The 17,469-nt window shown below is 42.9% G+C and carries 13 protein-coding genes and 2 tRNA genes; 9 read left to right on the top strand and 6 right to left on the bottom strand.

The window, feature by feature from the left end; genetic code table 11:
• The first annotated feature begins 181 nt into the window (after window positions 1-181).
• From fba to ruvB, 3 genes are all read left to right on the top strand, one after another.
• Window positions 182-1,219 (top strand): class II fructose-bisphosphate aldolase, encoded by a 1,038-nt coding sequence (fba, locus tag SJY28_RS13000; RefSeq protein WP_057760953.1) that lies wholly within the window; start codon window positions 182-184, stop codon window positions 1,217-1,219.
• 78 nt (window positions 1,220-1,297) lie between these two features.
• Window positions 1,298-1,918 carry a Holliday junction branch migration protein RuvA gene (ruvA, locus tag SJY28_RS12995; protein ID WP_191113941.1) on the top strand — a complete coding sequence of 207 codons (621 nt, stop codon included), beginning with the start codon at window positions 1,298-1,300 and terminating at the stop codon, window positions 1,916-1,918.
• A gap of 175 nt (window positions 1,919-2,093) precedes the next feature.
• Complete coding sequence (ruvB, locus tag SJY28_RS12990; protein ID WP_057760949.1) at window positions 2,094-3,077, top strand: Holliday junction branch migration DNA helicase RuvB; 984 nt, start codon at window positions 2,094-2,096, stop codon at window positions 3,075-3,077.
• Between the two features lie 112 nt (window positions 3,078-3,189).
• Here ruvB and SJY28_RS12985 read toward each other — a convergent pair whose 3' ends face one another.
• From SJY28_RS12985 to SJY28_RS12970, 4 genes are all read right to left on the bottom strand, one after another.
• Window positions 3,190-4,851 (bottom strand): ABC1 kinase family protein, encoded by a 1,662-nt coding sequence (locus SJY28_RS12985; RefSeq protein WP_379544791.1) that lies wholly within the window; start codon window positions 4,849-4,851, stop codon window positions 3,190-3,192.
• Window positions 4,852-4,953: 102 nt separating this feature from the next.
• Window positions 4,954-5,658: an SCP2 domain-containing protein gene (locus SJY28_RS12980; protein WP_379544790.1), complete on the bottom strand. Its 705-nt coding sequence runs from the start codon at window positions 5,656-5,658 to the stop codon at window positions 4,954-4,956.
• A gap of 118 nt (window positions 5,659-5,776) precedes the next feature.
• Window positions 5,777-6,877, bottom strand: coding sequence for a bifunctional demethylmenaquinone methyltransferase/2-methoxy-6-polyprenyl-1,4-benzoquinol methylase UbiE (ubiE, locus tag SJY28_RS12975; RefSeq protein ID WP_379544789.1), 1,101 nt, complete (start codon window positions 6,875-6,877; stop codon window positions 5,777-5,779).
• A gap of 90 nt (window positions 6,878-6,967) precedes the next feature.
• Window positions 6,968-7,681: a hypothetical protein gene (locus SJY28_RS12970; protein WP_379544788.1), complete on the bottom strand. Its 714-nt coding sequence runs from the start codon at window positions 7,679-7,681 to the stop codon at window positions 6,968-6,970.
• A 318-nt stretch (window positions 7,682-7,999) separates the two neighbouring features.
• On the opposite strand from SJY28_RS12970, the gene SJY28_RS12965 reads away from it, so the two are divergent.
• Together SJY28_RS12965 and SJY28_RS12960 are read left to right on the top strand one after the other, a co-directional pair.
• Window positions 8,000-9,691 carry an ATPase gene (locus SJY28_RS12965; RefSeq protein WP_379544786.1) on the top strand — a complete coding sequence of 564 codons (1,692 nt, stop codon included), beginning with the start codon at window positions 8,000-8,002 and terminating at the stop codon, window positions 9,689-9,691.
• Window positions 9,692-10,260: 569 nt separating this feature from the next.
• Entirely contained in the window at window positions 10,261-11,868 is a 1,608-nt protein-coding gene (locus SJY28_RS12960; RefSeq protein ID WP_101206393.1) for an inorganic phosphate transporter, read from the top strand.
• Window positions 11,869-11,984: 116 nt separating this feature from the next.
• Here SJY28_RS12960 and SJY28_RS12955 read toward each other — a convergent pair whose 3' ends face one another.
• Window positions 11,985-13,637 (bottom strand): aminotransferase class I/II-fold pyridoxal phosphate-dependent enzyme, encoded by a 1,653-nt coding sequence (locus SJY28_RS12955; protein WP_379544785.1) that lies wholly within the window; start codon window positions 13,635-13,637, stop codon window positions 11,985-11,987.
• A 444-nt stretch (window positions 13,638-14,081) separates the two neighbouring features.
• Between SJY28_RS12955 and msrB the strand changes: the two genes are divergently transcribed.
• The 4 genes from msrB to SJY28_RS12935 all read left to right on the top strand — a co-directional run bounded on the left by msrB (window position 14,082) and on the right by SJY28_RS12935 (window position 15,544).
• Window positions 14,082-14,507, top strand: coding sequence for a peptide-methionine (R)-S-oxide reductase MsrB (msrB, locus tag SJY28_RS12950; protein ID WP_057760931.1), 426 nt, complete (start codon window positions 14,082-14,084; stop codon window positions 14,505-14,507).
• A gap of 137 nt (window positions 14,508-14,644) precedes the next feature.
• Window positions 14,645-15,130, top strand: coding sequence for a glutathione peroxidase (locus SJY28_RS12945; RefSeq protein WP_341609663.1), 486 nt, complete (start codon window positions 14,645-14,647; stop codon window positions 15,128-15,130).
• A gap of 224 nt (window positions 15,131-15,354) precedes the next feature.
• Window positions 15,355-15,430 (top strand) — tRNA-Val (locus tag SJY28_RS12940).
• A gap of 37 nt (window positions 15,431-15,467) precedes the next feature.
• Window positions 15,468-15,544: transfer RNA gene (locus SJY28_RS12935), tRNA-Asp, on the top strand.
• Between the two features lie 267 nt (window positions 15,545-15,811).
• Here SJY28_RS12935 and SJY28_RS12930 read toward each other — a convergent pair.
• Window positions 15,812-17,161, bottom strand: coding sequence for a rhodanese-like domain-containing protein (locus SJY28_RS12930; RefSeq protein WP_379544784.1), 1,350 nt, complete (start codon window positions 17,159-17,161; stop codon window positions 15,812-15,814).
• Window positions 17,162-17,469: the final 308 nt, after the last annotated feature.

Raw genomic sequence — 17,469 nt, 5'->3', positions numbered from 1 at the left:
GTCGGTCAACCGCTACGAAGACAGAACAATTTTTGCTATAATCACCGCGTGGTAATCATATCCAATATCATTCAGACTTTCACTAGCCTATATACGGTCAGTATGGTCGAATATACAGTGAAATGATTGCTATCAAGCTGTTTTTTAAAATACTATTCAAAATCTAATCAGAGAGCGTCTTATGGCCCTAATATCCTTACGTCAACTTCTAGATCATGCCGCTGAACACAGCTATGGTGTTCCTGCCTTTAACGTCAATAACTTAGAGCAAATGCGTGCAATCATGATGGCTGCGGATGCTTGTGATTCACCTGTCATTGTCCAAGCCAGTGCAGGCGCACGTAACTATGCAGGGTCAGCATTTTTGCGTCATTTGATTATCGCTGCGATCGAAGAATGGCCACATATTCCAGTAGTAATGCATCAAGATCACGGTATGTCGCCAGCTATCTGCCAACGCTCAATCCAGTTAGGTTTTTCATCAGTGATGATGGACGGCTCACTTGGTGAAGATGGCAAAACGCCAATGGATTATGACTACAATGCTAGCGTCACGCGCGAAGTTGTTAAGATGGCTCATGCTTGTGGTGTCTCTGTAGAAGGCGAAATCGGTTGCTTGGGCAGTCTTGAAACTGGTATGGCAGGCGAAGAAGACGGCTCTGGTGCAGAAGGCGTATTGGATCATGAGCAGCTCTTGACCAGTGCTGATGAAGCTGAGCAGTTTGTAAAAGATACCAATGTCGATGCGTTAGCAATTGCTATCGGTACGAGTCACGGTGCCTATAAGTTCACACGTCCACCGACAGGCGATATTTTATCTATTGAGCGCGTAAAAGAGATTCATGCTCGTATTCCTAATACTCACCTTGTCATGCATGGTTCTTCATCAGTGCCACAAGAATGGCTGAAAGTTATTAATGAAAATGGCGGTGATATTGGCGAAACTTATGGCGTGCCAGTTGAGCAAATCGTTGAAGCGATTAAGCATGGTGTGCGTAAAGTAAACATCGATACGGATTTACGTCTGGCATCAACTGGTGCTATCCGCGAATTCCTTGCAAAAAATCCAAGTGAATTTGATCCACGCAAATACTTTAAAGCGTCTATGGTAGCGATGTCAGATATCTGTACCAATCGTTTTGAAGCGTTCGGCTCTGCAGGTCAAGCACACAAAATTCGCCCAACCAGTCTTGAAGGTATGGTGAACTTTTACCAATAAGACTGTGTTGGAGAACGTAGTTGTTAATCATGAAGTAGCAGCTTATTTTATAATATTCCACATAAGAGGTCGTAAATAATGATTGGATTGATTACCGGACAGGTGCAGTATTTGATGGCACCGACGGCTTGTATCATGACGACCTCTGGTGTGGGTTATGATATCGAACTGCCATTGCCTTCGTTTTGTCAGTTACAGCTGAATGAACAAGCTAGCATTTGGACACATTTCCATGTTCGCGAAGATGCCCAATTGCTATACGGCTTTATCGATCGAAAAGAACGTGATGTCTTTCGCCAGTTAATTAAAATTAACGGGGTTGGGGCAAAAATGGCCTTGGCTATGCTGTCTGCAATGTCAGCAGCTGAGCTAAAGATGCACGTCGAGCAAGAGTCGGAGACGGCATTAACTCGTATCCCAGGCATCGGTAAAAAGACGGCGCAACGTTTATTGATTGAGCTAAAAGACAAGTTAAAGAATATCGACGTTGATAATGGTGCGTTTGAATTGACGCCTCAGGAAACTACGATTTCTCACGAAGGTAGTATCATCGCTGAAGTAGAAGGCGCATTGATTAGCTTGGGTTACAAAGAAAAAGAAGCTCAGCTAGCGATCAAGGCTGCTAAGAGTAAAGGAGATACTTTTGCTGATACTCAAGGCTTATTAAAAGCCACTTTACAGCAATTATCTGGCTTTTAATTCATATTAATTAGCCGTCTATCGATGACAACCACATAATGTATTAAATTAATAAGCGACATTAAATGTCGCTTATTTTCGTTTTAGTGCTCGCTTAATAAGGTTTTACATGACTTATGCGCAGCGTTTGGTTATGCTATTTGTTAACTAATTTTTTAATATAATGATAAATTCTATGACGCAAGATCGTTTAATTAATCCGCTAGAAGGCGCAAGTGATGCTCCTGATGCCAATATCCGACCAGCATTATTGGCCGAGTATATTGGTCAGCCGGTGGTACGTGAGCAGATGGAAGTGTTCATCGGTGCTGCTCGTGGCCGTGACGAAGCGCTAGATCACACACTTATATTTGGTCCACCGGGTCTGGGCAAGACGACCCTTGCCAATATCATCGCTCGTGAGATGGGTGGTAATCTGCGTTCTACTTCAGGGCCTGTGCTTGAGCGCCCAGGAGATTTGGCAGCCATGCTGACCAACCTAGAAGCGGGTGATGTGCTGTTTATTGATGAAATTCACCGTCTAAGCTCGGTTATTGAAGAAATCCTTTATCCAGCAATGGAAGATTTCCAATTAGATATTATGATTGGTGAAGGGCCTGCTGCGCGTTCTATCAAGCTTGATTTGCCACCGTTTACCTTGGTAGCAGCAACAACTAGAGCAGGGCTATTGACGTCACCGCTACGTGACCGTTTTGGGATTGTACAGCGACTCGAATTTTATAATATCGCTGATCTAACGACGATTGTTAGTCGCGCAGCACGTCTAATGCGTGTACCAATGAGTGAAGATGGCGCTGTAGAGATTGCCCGCCGTGCACGTGGTACACCAAGGATTGCTAACCGCCTATTACGCCGCGTACGTGACTATGCCGAGGTAAGAGGCGATGGTAGTATTAATGGTGCGATTGCTGGTAGCGCTTTAGATATGTTGGCAGTGGATAGACGCGGTCTTGATCATCTAGACAGACGCTATATCGAAATATTGCACGAGCGCTTCGATGGTGGTCCTGCTGGTGTTGAAGCGGTGGCAGCAGCGATGGCTGAAGATCGTGGAACCCTTGAAGATGTGATTGAGCCGTATCTGATTCAACAAGGTTATGTGCTGCGTACTGCTCGTGGCCGCGTACTGACACAGATGGCAATCGATCAGATGCTATAGTATTCAGCGTAAAAAATGCGCCTACTTTTGATTGAAAGTAGGCGCATTTTTTGTTTAAGTCTAAAATTGTGAAAAATTTTCTGAACTGATTGATTAAAAATAAATCTGATTTCTAAGCTAAAATTCGCCAAACAACTACCAAGACCGCCAGTATATAAAATATAGGTGATAGCCAGCCGATAACTTGCGTAGCGATAGCAATAAAAATAGCAAACCCTGCGAGTGCTAACCAGTCACGACGTCGGTCATTTAGCATGTCAGCGCGAATCTGCTGTATTTCACGTAATTGACTGTCCTGACGAGAACCCTGTGAGGCAATGCTTTGTAGACCTTGATCTAATAGTTTAGGAATATCAGTAGTAGACAAAAGCATTTCAGGCAGTTGTTGACGCAGTTGCTGTAGATTACGCATAGGATCTAATTGCTCTTTAATCCAACTGCTTAGAATTGGCTTGGCAAGTGACCAAATGTCTAGATCAGGATATAAATCACGACCGAGTCCTTCCACATGGACCAAGGTTTTTAGCAAAAGCATCAGCTGCGGCGGGATACTCATATGATGTCTACGCGCAATGTCCAAAATCTGCATCAGTACGCCAGCAAAGTCGATATCATCGATTGACTTCTGTAGCATAGGGCCGACGGTACGTTTCATATCACGCATCAGGGCATGCTTATCAGCATTTGGTGGTATCCAACCTGCACGACTGACGATATCAACCACAGCGGTAAAGTTATTGTTCATTACGGCAAGTAACATCCGTGCCACGATGAGCTGATCGTCTTTTGATAAAGTGCCCATGATGGCGCAATCAAGCCCGATATAACGTGGTTCATGACCTAAATCAACTGCTGCCATACCTGCATGTAGAGTTTGCACAGGTGGCGTCTCTACAAAGACATTGCCTGGATGCATATCAGCATGAAAGAAGTTATCACGGAAGACCTGAGTAAAAAATATCGTTAGGCCTTTTTCTGCAAGCGCTGCACGGTCATAGCCTAACTGATCAAACACCTCAACTTGTGAGATAGGGACACCTTGGATACGCTCCATGACCATCACGTTTTTGGCAGAGTCGTAAACTTCAGGCACATACATCAATGCTGAACCCAAGAAGTTATTACGCATCTGAGTAGTATTATCAGCCTCAAGTGTCAAATCAAGCTCGTTGAGCATGACTTGCCGATAGTCTTCGACAATATCGATGATATGAATGGCACGTGCCGCTTCAATACGAGCAGATGCCCAACTTGCCAATTCCCGCAGTAGTTCAAAGTCAGAAACAATCACAGTGCGAATATCGGGGCGAACCACTTTTACCACGACTTCACGCCCATCATGTAGAGCAGCAGTATGAACTTGGGCGATAGAAGCGGCCGCTAACGGTTTAATATCGAATCGTGCAAACAAGGTTTCAATAGACTGGCCAAGACCATGTTTAGGATGCTGAATTTGAGCGACAGCGATATCAGCGTCAAAAGGCTTAACTTTGTCCTGCAATTGAATCAATTGAGCGATAATCTCAGGCGGTACCAAGTCGCGACGCGTTGAGAGTAACTGGCCCAGTTTCAAAAACAGCGTACCCATGTCCTCAAGCGCATACTTAATCGCATTTGGTTGGTGCTTCTTGCCCCATGCTGCTGGATGCATGCGAATTAATCGCGCCAAAGGCTGCAGCTGCGGTGCTTCTTCGATAGAAAAATGGGTATCAAGGCGATACATTGCGGCGATACGCCAAAGCTCAAGTAGACGAGCGCGGTGCGATAATAGCATGAGGTTAGGTACTCTAAACAAAGACGAAAATGGGGTAAGCGCTGTGCTTAATCATAAATAGTGCCATCGGTAATAGCGCTTATTTATGATTGATGCAATCGGCTATTGATGAAACGAGTTATTAAGAAACTGCGCTTGCTCTTCTTTGATAGCAGCAAGTTTGGCTTCTTCCCGTTCGACGTCAGCACGTAATTTTAACAGTTGCTGTTTTAGATCATTTACTTCAGCCACCTCGATAGGGTCAGGTATGCTATTGCCAGCCACTTCATTGGCCCAATCACTAACGTCATCAAAAGCACGTTTGGCACTATGACGCCAGCTACCTTTGAGCTGAGAGATAAGAAGATGTAATTGGCTAGCCATTGGTTTACCGATAAATGGTTCAAGCTGTCCAGCCACGTCAGGATCAAATCCTGCAACCAGTTGCTTGAGCTGCATTAGCACTTTGTAATCGCCAGCGATTGGCAGGTTACCTTCCGCACCGCGCATTAGATTGAGTAGTTGAGCGGCATTATCTACAGTGATAGTACAGTCTGGACGACTGTGACCAAAACGTGCGCGCTCCATGCTGGCTTTTTGGCGCTCACTCATTTGGCCACTTGGCTCAAATATGCTCTCTGTCGTGACCGGCTCAAAGCGCAAACGCTCTTGAGTAAACAAGATATCTAAATGAATCTCAGGTAGTCCCATATTAAGACGTAACACCTTACCTGCAAGCGGCGCTAAACCTGCTTTGGTAATCTCATCACTAGCAATGGCAATGTTAATTAGCTTTTCGGCACCAGCTAATAGAAGGACAGTCAGCATAAGGCTCTCGCATCGTTAAGTGAGCGCCTTTGCATTAGATACATCAGCGCATCGTGTGTTCGTGTTAGGTTCAATAGGGTCTGTTAAACGTAATAGTCTTGCCAATCGTACTTTAGCGTTACGCTTTAAAGCCGCGATGGACAGCCACTATACCAGCAGTCAGGTTATGATAATCACAGTTCTCGAACCCAGCTTGTTGCATCATCTGCTTAAGTGTCTGCTGATCAGGATGCATACGAATTGACTCAGCCAAGTACTGATAACTTTCAGCATCATTAGCAATCAGTTTACCCATCACTGGCAACGCGGTAAATGAATACAAGTCATAAGCTTTAGATAGTGGCTCAAATACTGGCTTTGAGAACTCTAGAATCAATAGACGACCACCTGGCTTTAGGACGCGATACATAGATTTTAGCGCGGCATCTTTGTCAGTGACGTTACGCAGACCAAAGCTAATGGTGACCAAATCAAAGCTTTCGTCATCAAAAGGGGCTAATGTCTCAGCGTTTGCTAATACAAAATCGACGTTATTACAACCAGCATTGATTAGGCGCTCACGGCCCACTTCTAGCATCGCAGCATTGATATCAGATAGTACCACGTGGCCATTTCTACCGACTTCACGGCTAAATACTTTGGCCAAATCGCCTGTACCACCAGCGATATCAAGTACATGCTGACCAGCACGCACGCCTGATAGACTAATCGCATAGCGTTTCCACAGACGATGAATACCAAATGACATCAAATCATTCATGATGTCGTATTTTTTGGCAACAGAGGTAAATACGTCAGCCACACGTGCTTGTTTTTCTGCTTTATTGACGGTCTTATAACCGAAATGCGTCTGCTCGTTGCCGTCTGTTTCAGGCGTGTGCGGATTATTGATATCATCACGCTGATTGAATAGCGTTTGTTTTATTGTTTGCTTTGAAGTGTTTGTGCGAGTCGTTTGATCGTTATTTGGCATAGTAGTTTGTTGGCCTTGCGGCGTCCCAGTTGGTAAATCTTGAACTTTAGTAAAATCGCTATTGTCATCACTAGCAACGCTATTATTCTTGCTCGGCACGACATTGGTTGTTTGGTTACGTAATATCTGCGCGCTAATCTGCTGATTATGAGCAATACTGTCTTTTACCAGTTTGTCTTGCAAATGACCATTGGTCGTTGTGGCTTGATTAGAAAGAGCGCTGCTATCTTTTGAATTATCAGTCATCATGTTGTCCTGGAATTTATTTTTATGATTGTCTTTATCGGAGAAAATCGTTAAATAATAAGCGTCAATTAACTATTTAGCATATTGAGCTTATGATACACCAAACGCTACCGGCTTACTGCCATTATCCGTATCATGAACCTGATCGATAATGGACAGTTCACGCTTGCAGAACGGCTCGATAAAATCGCTGACGCTGGTCAGAGGTTTCATGGCCTTAAAACCTGTATCAATAAAATCATAAAGCGGCTGGTAGCCATGACGATAGGCTGTACTTTTTGCTAGTGCAAAGGCTTTTTTGAGCATAAACGAATTTAGATGTTTGTCCGTGCGATAGCAGACGTCTTTTAGATTGGCAATCTGAACTCGGCGCTCGTCTTCTTCGTCGACAGTACGATAGGCGGCTAGCATATTCTCTTCATTCACTGGTAAATCCTGAGCGAGTAACCACTGGGCTAAATGCAGATCTAGCTCAATGGCAAAAATCGCCGCTTGGATGCCCATGCTACCAGCCTCTAGGGCTGACTCTTTGGCAAGACGTTCTAGCTTTTTCGCTTTTGGCAGGATACGTGCCAACTGCTCTGCTAATAATTTGAACTCTTCGCCGCCATACAGCTGGGTGAGAAAGTAATCTGCCATTAATTGGTTTTTGGGTTGTTCAAATAGCTCGCGATGCGTCTGCTGGAGACGTGTTTGTTGCCATGATTGTACTTCTTTGAGCTTAGCATTTAATTCATCATTTTGGTGATGAGGCATCACCCAAAAACGTGTCAAATGCTGTTGTAAATCAGCTAAAGCGGTCATGGCAGTGAATCCTGTAGAATTAAAGGGTAATCAAATTTGAGTATGGTTGTTTTAAATATAGTGGATTAGGGTTATAAGGTTTTCAACAACTGTTTTATCCTATACCCAAAATTGTGTTCACCTTAAAAGAAAATAATTAAGAATACAAATACCAATCTGTTACACAGCAATATTATTTACTCAATTGGTGCAGTGCTATGATTAAATGAGATAAAAATGAGCGATGAGATAGAAATGTTGAGAGTTATCCTATTAATAGCTACCCCATAAGTCACTCAACGGTAAAGCAACCCAATAACAATAATAGCGAGTGTAATCATGTCTCAAAAAAATGATACTACTGAACCAAAAGCACCACAAGCGGTAAGTACACAATTTAGTGAGCAAGTTGTGAAACAGCGTCTAAAGCCCAATCCTTTAAGTCAGTTCTCATTGGATGAGGATTCGCTTAGATTGGCATTGGTAACAGCTCAGTATGCTTTAAAAGCCACTCGCCAGCAAACGCCGCCGACCCTCAATAAACCAACAGGTCTATTGGTGCTAGTTAATGGAATGGAGCAGGCGGGTAAAGGTACCGCCGTTAAGCAGTTAAGGCAATGGGTGGATCCAAGGCTGCTTAAAGTTGAGGCAACCATTGGTCATTCGCCATTGAACTATCAACCCATTTGGCAAGCGCATACTAGTGCCATGCCGCGCCATGGTGATGTCATGGTGTATTTCGGCAACTGGTATGCTGATTTATTATACAATGTCATGCGACTGGCGACATCAGATAGTGAGAACCTTGAAGCATTATCAAATGATAAAGGTCAGACAGATAAAAATTCGCTTCCTATCGCTCAGTGGCAAGACTATCTACAGCAGCAGTTAGACACGCTAAAGGCATTTGAAAACGACCTCATTGCCAATCAAACCAAATTATTAAAATGTTGGTTTCATGTCGATATTGAAACGTTGCACAGTCGCTTAAAGGATGATGAGGCAGATCCGCAGTTTTTGTATCAAATTGACTGGAACAACAAGCAAGTCATCGAGAAGTTTAATGAGGTGGCTGTGACCTTGCTGCGTCAACAGGATGATTGGGTCATCATTGATGGTGACGATAAATTAGAGGCCGCTGATAACTTTTGTCACTTGGTTCTACATGCTATGCAAACCGCGCTGGCGAGTAGTCGGACAGATAGCAATGACGATGACGATGAAACGTCAGAAAATCATCCTCAGTCCGAGACACTGGAACTTAACTCAGCTACTAAGCAAAAACAGTTTGAGCCTGTACCGATACCTAAGCAGCTGACGTCTATTAAAAATAAAAAAATCAGTAAGTCCGACTATCGTGAGGCGTTGGCGGAGAAGCAAGCAAAACTAGCTGAGTTGCTACGTGCACGCCAAGGTCGGCATGTTGTGTTTGCTTTTGAAGGAATGGACGCTGCGGGAAAGGGCGGTGCAATCAAAAGATTGGTCGCCCCACTAGATCCTCGTGAGTATCAAATCTATAATATTGGCGCACCGATGTTATATGAGACCCAGCATCCTTACTTGTGGCGATTCTGGACGAGATTGCCTGACGAGCAAACCAATCGTATTAGCCGTATCGCCATTTTTGATCGTACGTGGTATGGGCGCGTGTTGGTTGAGCGCATCGAAGGATTTGCGTCTCCTAATGAATGGCAACGAGCATATGATGAAATTAATCGTTTCGAGGCAGATTTGGTAGCAGCAGGAACGTTGGTTATCAAGTATTGGTTAGCGATTGATAAAAAAGAGCAGCTTAAACGGTTTGAAGATCGTCAAGAAACACCGCATAAGCAATTTAAACTGACAGATGATGACTGGCGTAACCGTGATAAATGGTCAGACTATGTGCAGTCTGCAGCAGATATGCTGGCACGCACGGATACAACGACAGCGCCATGGTGTGTTATTGCGACCAATGAAAAGCGCCAAGCACGATTGGACGTGCTAGATCATGCGATTGAGCAGTTGTCTGCACTGACTGAAAGCAAATAGTTGTCAAAGATGCCTGAAGTTTAAGGACTATTATAGATTTATATAATTGTATTTTCTAAGTATTTTCTAAGTAGGATGGCTCGAACCATATTCGAGCTATCCTGTCTTTTATAGAGTGTGGTCTTGTCCGTATACACTCGCAGTTACAAATCTCGCAATATCATTATGCATTATGTGCTCATATTTAATATAATAGAGCGCGAAACAGCTTCTGCTAAATAATAATTTTAATTTAGCAAATAACGTGTTTTGGTTATTTAGTATAGATAACTTAATAATTACGACAAAAATTGTTACAATAGCTGTTAGTAGTACCACAAATATCGCTAAGAAATATATAAGCCGCAAGATGCTGTAATCAGACGATTTGGCAATATCACTTGCGGCTTTGTGACATGTTGAGAGATGTATTATTTACTTTCGCTCTAGTCGGTTTAAGACCTTCTAACCGCATGTTATATATTTTATATATGCTACTTCATTAGATGCCGTAACAAGTACTGTGAGTAGCAGCGCAATATTATCAACCTCATATAATTTTAATCAGCTTACGCAGGACGTACTAACGTATGGGTATTAGCAGCAGTTCTACAGAGTCAGTCAAGCCAGTTGGCTCTATGAGAATAAATCTATTTTTTGCCATTTTACTGATTGCGATGACTTCCTACTTTTTGTGGTGGGGTTTAGATTACACCATGCGTCAGCAAACGACGCTATTCATCGTGGCGACCGCTTTTGGTGTCTTTATGGCATTCAATATCGGTGGTAACGATGTCGCCAACTCCTTTGGTACTTCGGTGGGTGCAGGGACGTTGACTATCCCGCAAGCATTGGGTATTGCCGCGATATTTGAAGTATCGGGGGCAGTCCTTGCAGGCGGGGAGGTGACTGATACGATTCGAAGCGGCATCGTCGATCTAGATGGTCTATCAGTGACGCCCAATCAGTTCATTTATGTCATGCTCTCCGCATTGGTTGCAGCAGCATTTTGGCTGTTATTTGCGACCAAAAAAGGTCTGCCTGTTTCGACCACTCACTCCATTATTGGCGGTGTGATTGGTAGCTCCATTGTTTTAGGTATCACGTTAGGTGGTACGGACATGGCGCTATCAACGGTAGACTGGGGAACGGTTGGAACTATCGCTATTTCTTGGGTGCTGTCACCGCTACTAGGTGGCGTGTTGTCTTATCTTTTATATGGACAAATCAAGAAAAACATCATTGAATATAATGATAAAACCGAAGCCTATATTGCGACGCTAAAAGGCAATAAAAAAGTCTTAAAGCAAAACCATAAAGAGTTTTTGGATGGTTTGACAGAGTCTGAGCAATTGGCCTATACGTCAGCGATGTTACGTGATCAGGAAATCTATAAAGATGACGATTGTATCGTTGAAGACCTAGAAACTGATTACTACAAAAAGCTTTATGATATTGAAAATGAGCGCAGTAGCCTTGATACTCTAAAAGCACTTAAGCAATGGGTACCTATCATTGCTGCCGCAGGTGGTGCGGTGATGACTTCTCTAGTCGTCTTTAAAGGTCTAAAAAATGTTAATAGCGGCCTGACCACACTACAGGGCTTCTTGATTATGGGTATGATAGCGGCGCTAGTATGGTTAGCGACCTATATCTATACCAAGAGTATCCGCGGTAAGCATAAAGAAGATTTGACCAAAGCGACGTTCATTATGTTTAGCTGGATGCAGGTCTTTACCGCGTCAGCTTTTGCCTTTAGCCATGGCTCAAACGATATCGCCAACGCCGTTGGTCCTTTCGCCGCCATTATGGATGTGATTCGTACCAATAGTATCGCTACGGAAGCTGCTGTGCCACCTGCTGTCATGCTGACTTTTGGTGTAGCATTAATCGTTGGTCTTTGGTTCATTGGTAAAGAAGTGATTCAAACCGTTGGTACCAATCTAGCAAAAATGCATCCAGCTTCAGGCTTCTCAGCTGAGTTGGCAGCAGCAGCTGTTGTGATGGGTGCATCGACGATGGGTCTGCCTGTATCAAGTACTCACACGCTAGTAGGTGCGGTACTGGGTATCGGTATCGTCAACAGAGATACTAACTGGAAGCTTATGAAGCCGATTGGCTTGGCTTGGATTGTGACACTGCCTGCAGCGGCTACTATGTCAGCTATCAGTTATCTCGTATTGAGCAATATTTTTTAATGTGCTGTTTTTATCAGTGAATTATCATAATTGAGTTTGAATAATTAGGTTCAACGCAATAAAAAACGCTTATCAGCATCATGCCGATAAGCGTTTTTTTAATGATGTATGACGATTTACTCGGTACCAAATTGCTTACGTTTTTTGGCAAAAAATCTGTCTAATCTATCCATCGCATTCTCTAGGTCAAGCAAGTTAGGTAAGAACACCAGACGGAAATGGTTGGGTCTGTCCCAGTTAAACCCAGTACCTTGAACCATCAATACGTTTTCTTCAACGAGCAAGTCCATCATAAAATCCATATCATCGGTGATAGGGTAAACCTCTGGATCCATTTTTGGAAAACAGTAAAACGCGCCTTGAGGCATGGTACAAGAAATGCCTTTAATAGCATTAAGACGTGAGACTGCCATTTCACGTTGCTTATATAGGCGACCCTTTTCAGAAGTCAGGTCTTGCATGCTCTGATGCCCACCCATCGCGGTTTGAATAGCATATTGTCCTTGCACGTTAGAGCAAAGACGCATAGATGCGAGCATATCTAAGCCTTCAATAAAGTCAGCTGCGTGCTGCTTACGGCCTGATACCATCATCCAACCTGAGCGAAAACCTGCGATACGATGTGACTTTGACAAGCCATTATAAGAAAGTACCAGCACGTCGTCAGTTAAGGTGCTCATTGGAGTATGGACATTATCATCATAGAGAATACGGTCGTAAATCTCATCAGCCATGATGATTAAATCATGCTCTTTAGCAACTTCGATGATTTGCTTTAATAGCTCATCACTATAAAGTGAACCTGTCGGGTTATTTGGGTTAATAACCACGATGCCCTTTGTTTTGCTCGTGATTTTAGACTTAATATCTTCAATATCAGGATGCCAGTTGTCTTCTTCATTGCAGCGATAGTGAACGGCAGTACCGCCAGCGAGGTTAGCCGCGGCAGTCCAAAGCGGGTAGTCTGGCATCGGAATTAGGACTTCATCACCATCGTTCATCAATGCCTGCATGGTCATGACGATAAGCTCAGAAACCCCATTGCCCAAATACACATCACGCACATCAACGGCCGATAACAAACCTTTAGATTGGTAATATTGCAAAATGGCTTTACGCGCTGAGAAAATCCCCTGTGAGTCTGAATAACCAGTCGCCTCAGATAAGTTCATAGCGACATCGCGCAAAATCTCATGCGGGGCTTCTAAACCAAAAGGCGCTGGATTGCCCACGTTTAATTTTAATATGCGTTTGCCTTCTGCTTCCATCTTATTGGCAGTTTGCAATAGAGGACCACGAATGTCATAGCAAACGTTTTGTAATTTATCAGATTTTTTTATAGTGTTCATAGCATGACCGTTTTTCGGGTTGGTTGTCGAATTGGTTTTTGAGTCTTTACCAGCAGTAGGAGTTGTCGGCGATTGAGCCTCAGTTGTCTTAATATCTGACTGGGTATGTGAAGCCTTGCCTATTTCTTGATGTTCATTGCGCTCTACAGATGATGTCGACTCGTCTGAATCAATAGCCTCATTGTTGAGGTCGCCGCGCAACAGATATCCCTCACTACAGCCCAAAATACGCGCGAGCGTAGGCAGCTTGGATGAGACAATGCCGTTGGTACCGCGCTCCCAGTTTGAAATAGCACCACGACTCACTTTTGCACCAGCGGCTGTCATGGCTTGTGCTAGCTGCTCAGCAGTAAATCCTTTGTCACGGCGCAACTGTACCAGTCGTTCCGCTTGCGTACTTTTGCTATTGTCGTCAGACATTGTCGTTTGAGCCTTTGTTAATCAGTAAATATTCTGTGCAGAGATATATTAAACATTTTAGTTAAACACTAATGCAAGATATTATTGCATTGATAGTTAATTTGCAAATGATTTTATAATCAGCCCTATTAGTATTTGCAAGTATATCTTGCAATTGGCATTTGGCTTATATTTATATGGCTCTAAATCTCTTATATAGACTATAAAATGTATAGGTATCAAAATTACATCTTTACCCATCATTATCTAAAATTAATTTGGTATATTTAGCTTAGTTAATCTCCTCAATCATGTTGTCTATCTCACAATATAGAGAGTGCTTTTCTTATATATGCCTTGAATAGTGCGTCGATAACCAACAGATAGAGCACGTCGTTTTCATAATTATATGGCGATAAAATAGTTACCAAGATTAGATAATAAATACTCGAATAAGGATAAATTATGCAAGACAATCAACTAAGCAAAGAAGAGATCAGCCAGTTGACTGAAGCTGACTGGAAAGAGCGTTTAACCGCTGATGAGTATCATATTATGCGTGAGAAGGGCACTGAACGCCCATTTACAGGTGTATATAATGATGCGACCGACGATGGCGTTTACCGTTGTAAAGGCTGCGGTGCAAGCTTATTTGACTCAAGCAATAAATTTGATGCGAGCTGTGGCTGGCCAAGTTTTGATCAAGGTATCGATAACAGCGCGATTGAAGAGCACGTAGATAACTCGCTAGGCATGACTCGCACCGAAGTCACTTGTAGCAACTGCGGCGCACATTTAGGCCATGTATTCCCTGATGGTCCTACTGAGACAACAGGCATGCGCTATTGCATTAACTCAGTATCTATCGATTTAGATAAGTCTGAGAAATAAGTAGCTTAGGTAGTATTAGAAACGTGAAAGGGAAGTACAGGGTGCTTCCTTTTCAATAGTTTTATTATGTGTATGATAGAAAAAGAAGTAGTGCATAAACACCCAAAACAATAAAAACCTCAATTTAAGGATAAATGATGAGTACAATTTATGATTTTACGGTTGAGCGCATGGATGGTAGCTCGCAAGCATTTTCAGATTACCAAGATAAAGTATTATTAATCGTCAATACCGCAAGCAAATGTGGATTTACGCCGCAGTTCGAAGGTTTAGAGTCGCTATATCAACAGTATAAAGATCAAGGACTGGTCGTCGTCGGTTTTCCTTGTAACCAATTTGGTAGCCAAGACCCAGGTAGCAATGACGAGATTGGTGCGTTTTGCCAAAAGAACTATGGAGTCAGCTTTCCGATGATGGCAAAGACTGATGTCAATGGCGCAGATGCTCATCCTATCTATCAATGGCTCAAGGAACAAAAGGGTGGCGTACTGACAGATGGTATCAAGTGGAATTTCACCAAGTTCCTAGTCGATAGTAAAGGTCAGGTGATTGACCGTTATGCACCAACGACCAAGCCAGAAGCCATCAAAAATGACATCGAGCAAGCATTAGCTAACAAATAAGCATTAAATCTAAGAAATATTGGTTTTGTGTGAAAATATAAAATCAATAAAAACAAATGCTTGCTGGGTATTCTAATAAAAATCGAAAAAATATCTAAAAAAGTGGTAAATACTGTTTGACACCCAACTGTAAATCTATATAATACACACCCACAGCAGCAGAGCTTAGTGACAAACTTAAGAGCTCAGTTGATGTTGAATAAATTGCCTAGCAATTGTTCGAAGGGTGATTAGCTCAGTTGGTAGAGCGTCTGCCTTACACGCAGAATGTCGGCGGTTCGAATCCGTCATCACCCACCACTTCTTAGCAAGTGGCTAAACAAGCTAAGAGACCTAAGCAGCGGTAGTTCAGTTGGTTAGAATACCGGCCTGTCACGCCGGGGGTCGCGGGTTCGAGTCCCGTCCGCTGCGCCATATTTAAAACGAATTTAAACTATTAAGTTTAAGCAAGTTTCGCCTCAAGCATTAGATTGTTTGAGGTTTTTTTGTGTCTGTTTTTTATGAGTGATAAGTCAGGTAAGGAAGTACAGTAAGAGTTAGAATCTAGAACTATGACTTATATTTACTTAAGTCATATCACTTAAAAGTTAGCTAAAAAGTAAACCCTTCTTTTATATCAGGCTTATATTGATTAAAAGAAGGATCATCGTATTTATCTTAGTTACAGCACTTTAAAAAGAGTTACTCACGCGTTGCTTGCCATGCACCCATTGACCCTAGATAGATATCAATGTGCTCAAAACCTCGACTAGAAAGCCATCCTGCTGCTATTGTTGCCCGAGCACCACTAGCACACATCAAGGTATAGTGGCGACTTTGGTCAAGCTCATGCCAACGCTCATTCAGGTGACCAACATAAATATGCTGTGACCCTTCGATTGCATTGATATTCCTCTCATCGATATCGCGTACATCGAGCAATGTCCAGTTCTGAGCATTATTAAGACGACTCTCTACCTCGGTTGTATCGACCATAGGGGTTTGCTGCATCTGTTCCCCTTTGGCAGCGGTAGGGACGACACCCACATACCCACCGACAATATTATCAAAAGCAATACGTACCAGATGCTCCATCGCAGTCGCAAGTTGCTTTTCATCAGAGGCAATCAGTGCCAAGCTTTGTCCTTCTTCGATAAACCATCCAGCAAACGCAGGTAGCATGTTGACAGGTAAGCTCATAGAACCGGGCAAGTGTCCTGACGCATATGCCATTGGTTCACGAATATCGATGAGATGATCAGCATCGCAGTCATGCAGCTGTTTAAGCGAAAGGTTACGCGGACGCATAACGACTGGAGGCGCTTCACCACCTTCCATATTAAGGCGCTCCATCAATCTGAAATAAGGCGGCTGATAATGGTTTTCGCTCGTCTTGAAGTCAATAAATGTCTCACGATCGGTAATCTGTAAACGTGGGTTGTTCATCCTTTCATGACCGACGGTAGAAAACTCTCGCTCAGCCATACCTGAACCACAGACTGAGCCTGCACCATGAGCTGGATAAATAATCGCCTGATCACCAAGCGCTAAAATGTCTTGTAATGAGTCATAAAGTAGACCTGCAACCTCTCTACGACGCTCAGGATAGAAGTCAGTACGACCGACATCACCTACAAAAAGCGCATCGCCAGTAAAAACGCCAACTGCTTCCTTTGGGTACGCCGTGTCAAACAGCGCATAAGCAAGATGATCGTCGGTATGACCAGGCGTTTCTAGGACGTGAATTTCTAATTGGCCAATTGAAAAGCAGTCACCATTACGTACTGTCTCAGCATAGACAACAGGTTGTTCTGGATTGGGTCCATGCAAAACTGTTGCTCCTGTCATTGCAGCCAAGATAGGTGCGCCAGAAACCAAATCTTCATTACGATGTGTCTCAAAAATATGAGTAATCTCAAGTCCTGCTGCGCGCGCTTTTTCTACATATATCGCACAGTCACGACGTGGGTCAATTACCGCTGCATGACCGCCAGAGCCTACCAAGTAGGATAGGTGCGAAAGTCCAGGTGTCTTAATTTTCTCTAGTAGCATGATCATTTCCTTATTGTTGTTTTAATCATAATAGTTATTTTAATCAGGTTTACTGGCAGTACAGAGCGAGAGCTACCAGCCAAATCTAGTTTTACTGTTGCATAAACTCTTATTCAATCTAGCATGAACTTATAAGTATCATCAATATACAATAACATATATTAAACTTGTTATTTACATAAGGCCAAACGTAGAGAGTTTTAGGTTGAAAAGGGGTAGTGAACATTATTTTCACTATTTAATTAATCGCTTTTACTTGTTGATATATATAGGTTAATTACACAGATATATCTTTTTTAGAATAAAAA

It is taken from the genome of Psychrobacter sp. R86515 (genome assembly GCF_042466315.1).
In the GTDB taxonomy this organism is placed as follows: Bacteria; Pseudomonadota; Gammaproteobacteria; order Pseudomonadales; family Moraxellaceae; genus Psychrobacter.
The sequence above is the reverse complement of the archived record's forward strand: the minus strand, read 5'-3'. Positions and strand labels throughout refer to the sequence as shown.

Bases quoted from the DNA above. Each gene is read 5' to 3' on its own strand.
- ubiE (WP_379544789.1), bottom strand. From the start codon at position 6,877: ATGACTGATAATTCAAAAGATAGCAGCGCTCTTTCTAATCAAGCCACA.
- SJY28_RS12985 (WP_379544791.1), bottom strand. From the start codon at position 4,851: ATGCTATTATCGCACCGCGCTCGTCTACTTGAGCTTTGGCGTATCGCC.
- SJY28_RS12965 (WP_379544786.1), top strand. From the start codon at position 8,000: ATGTCTCAAAAAAATGATACTACTGAACCAAAAGCACCACAAGCGGTA.
- SJY28_RS12930 (WP_379544784.1), bottom strand. From the start codon at position 17,161: ATGCTACTAGAGAAAATTAAGACACCTGGACTTTCGCACCTATCCTAC.
- SJY28_RS12960 (WP_101206393.1), top strand. From the start codon at position 10,261: ATGGGTATTAGCAGCAGTTCTACAGAGTCAGTCAAGCCAGTTGGCTCT.
- SJY28_RS12970 (WP_379544788.1), bottom strand. From the start codon at position 7,681: ATGACCGCTTTAGCTGATTTACAACAGCATTTGACACGTTTTTGGGTG.
- SJY28_RS12980 (WP_379544790.1), bottom strand. From the start codon at position 5,658: ATGCTGACTGTCCTTCTATTAGCTGGTGCCGAAAAGCTAATTAACATT.
- ruvB (WP_057760949.1), top strand. From the start codon at position 2,094: ATGACGCAAGATCGTTTAATTAATCCGCTAGAAGGCGCAAGTGATGCT.
- msrB (WP_057760931.1), top strand. From the start codon at position 14,082: ATGCAAGACAATCAACTAAGCAAAGAAGAGATCAGCCAGTTGACTGAA.
- SJY28_RS12945 (WP_341609663.1), top strand. From the start codon at position 14,645: ATGAGTACAATTTATGATTTTACGGTTGAGCGCATGGATGGTAGCTCG.
- ruvA (WP_191113941.1), top strand. From the start codon at position 1,298: ATGATTGGATTGATTACCGGACAGGTGCAGTATTTGATGGCACCGACG.
- fba (WP_057760953.1), top strand. From the start codon at position 182: ATGGCCCTAATATCCTTACGTCAACTTCTAGATCATGCCGCTGAACAC.
- SJY28_RS12955 (WP_379544785.1), bottom strand. From the start codon at position 13,637: ATGTCTGACGACAATAGCAAAAGTACGCAAGCGGAACGACTGGTACAG.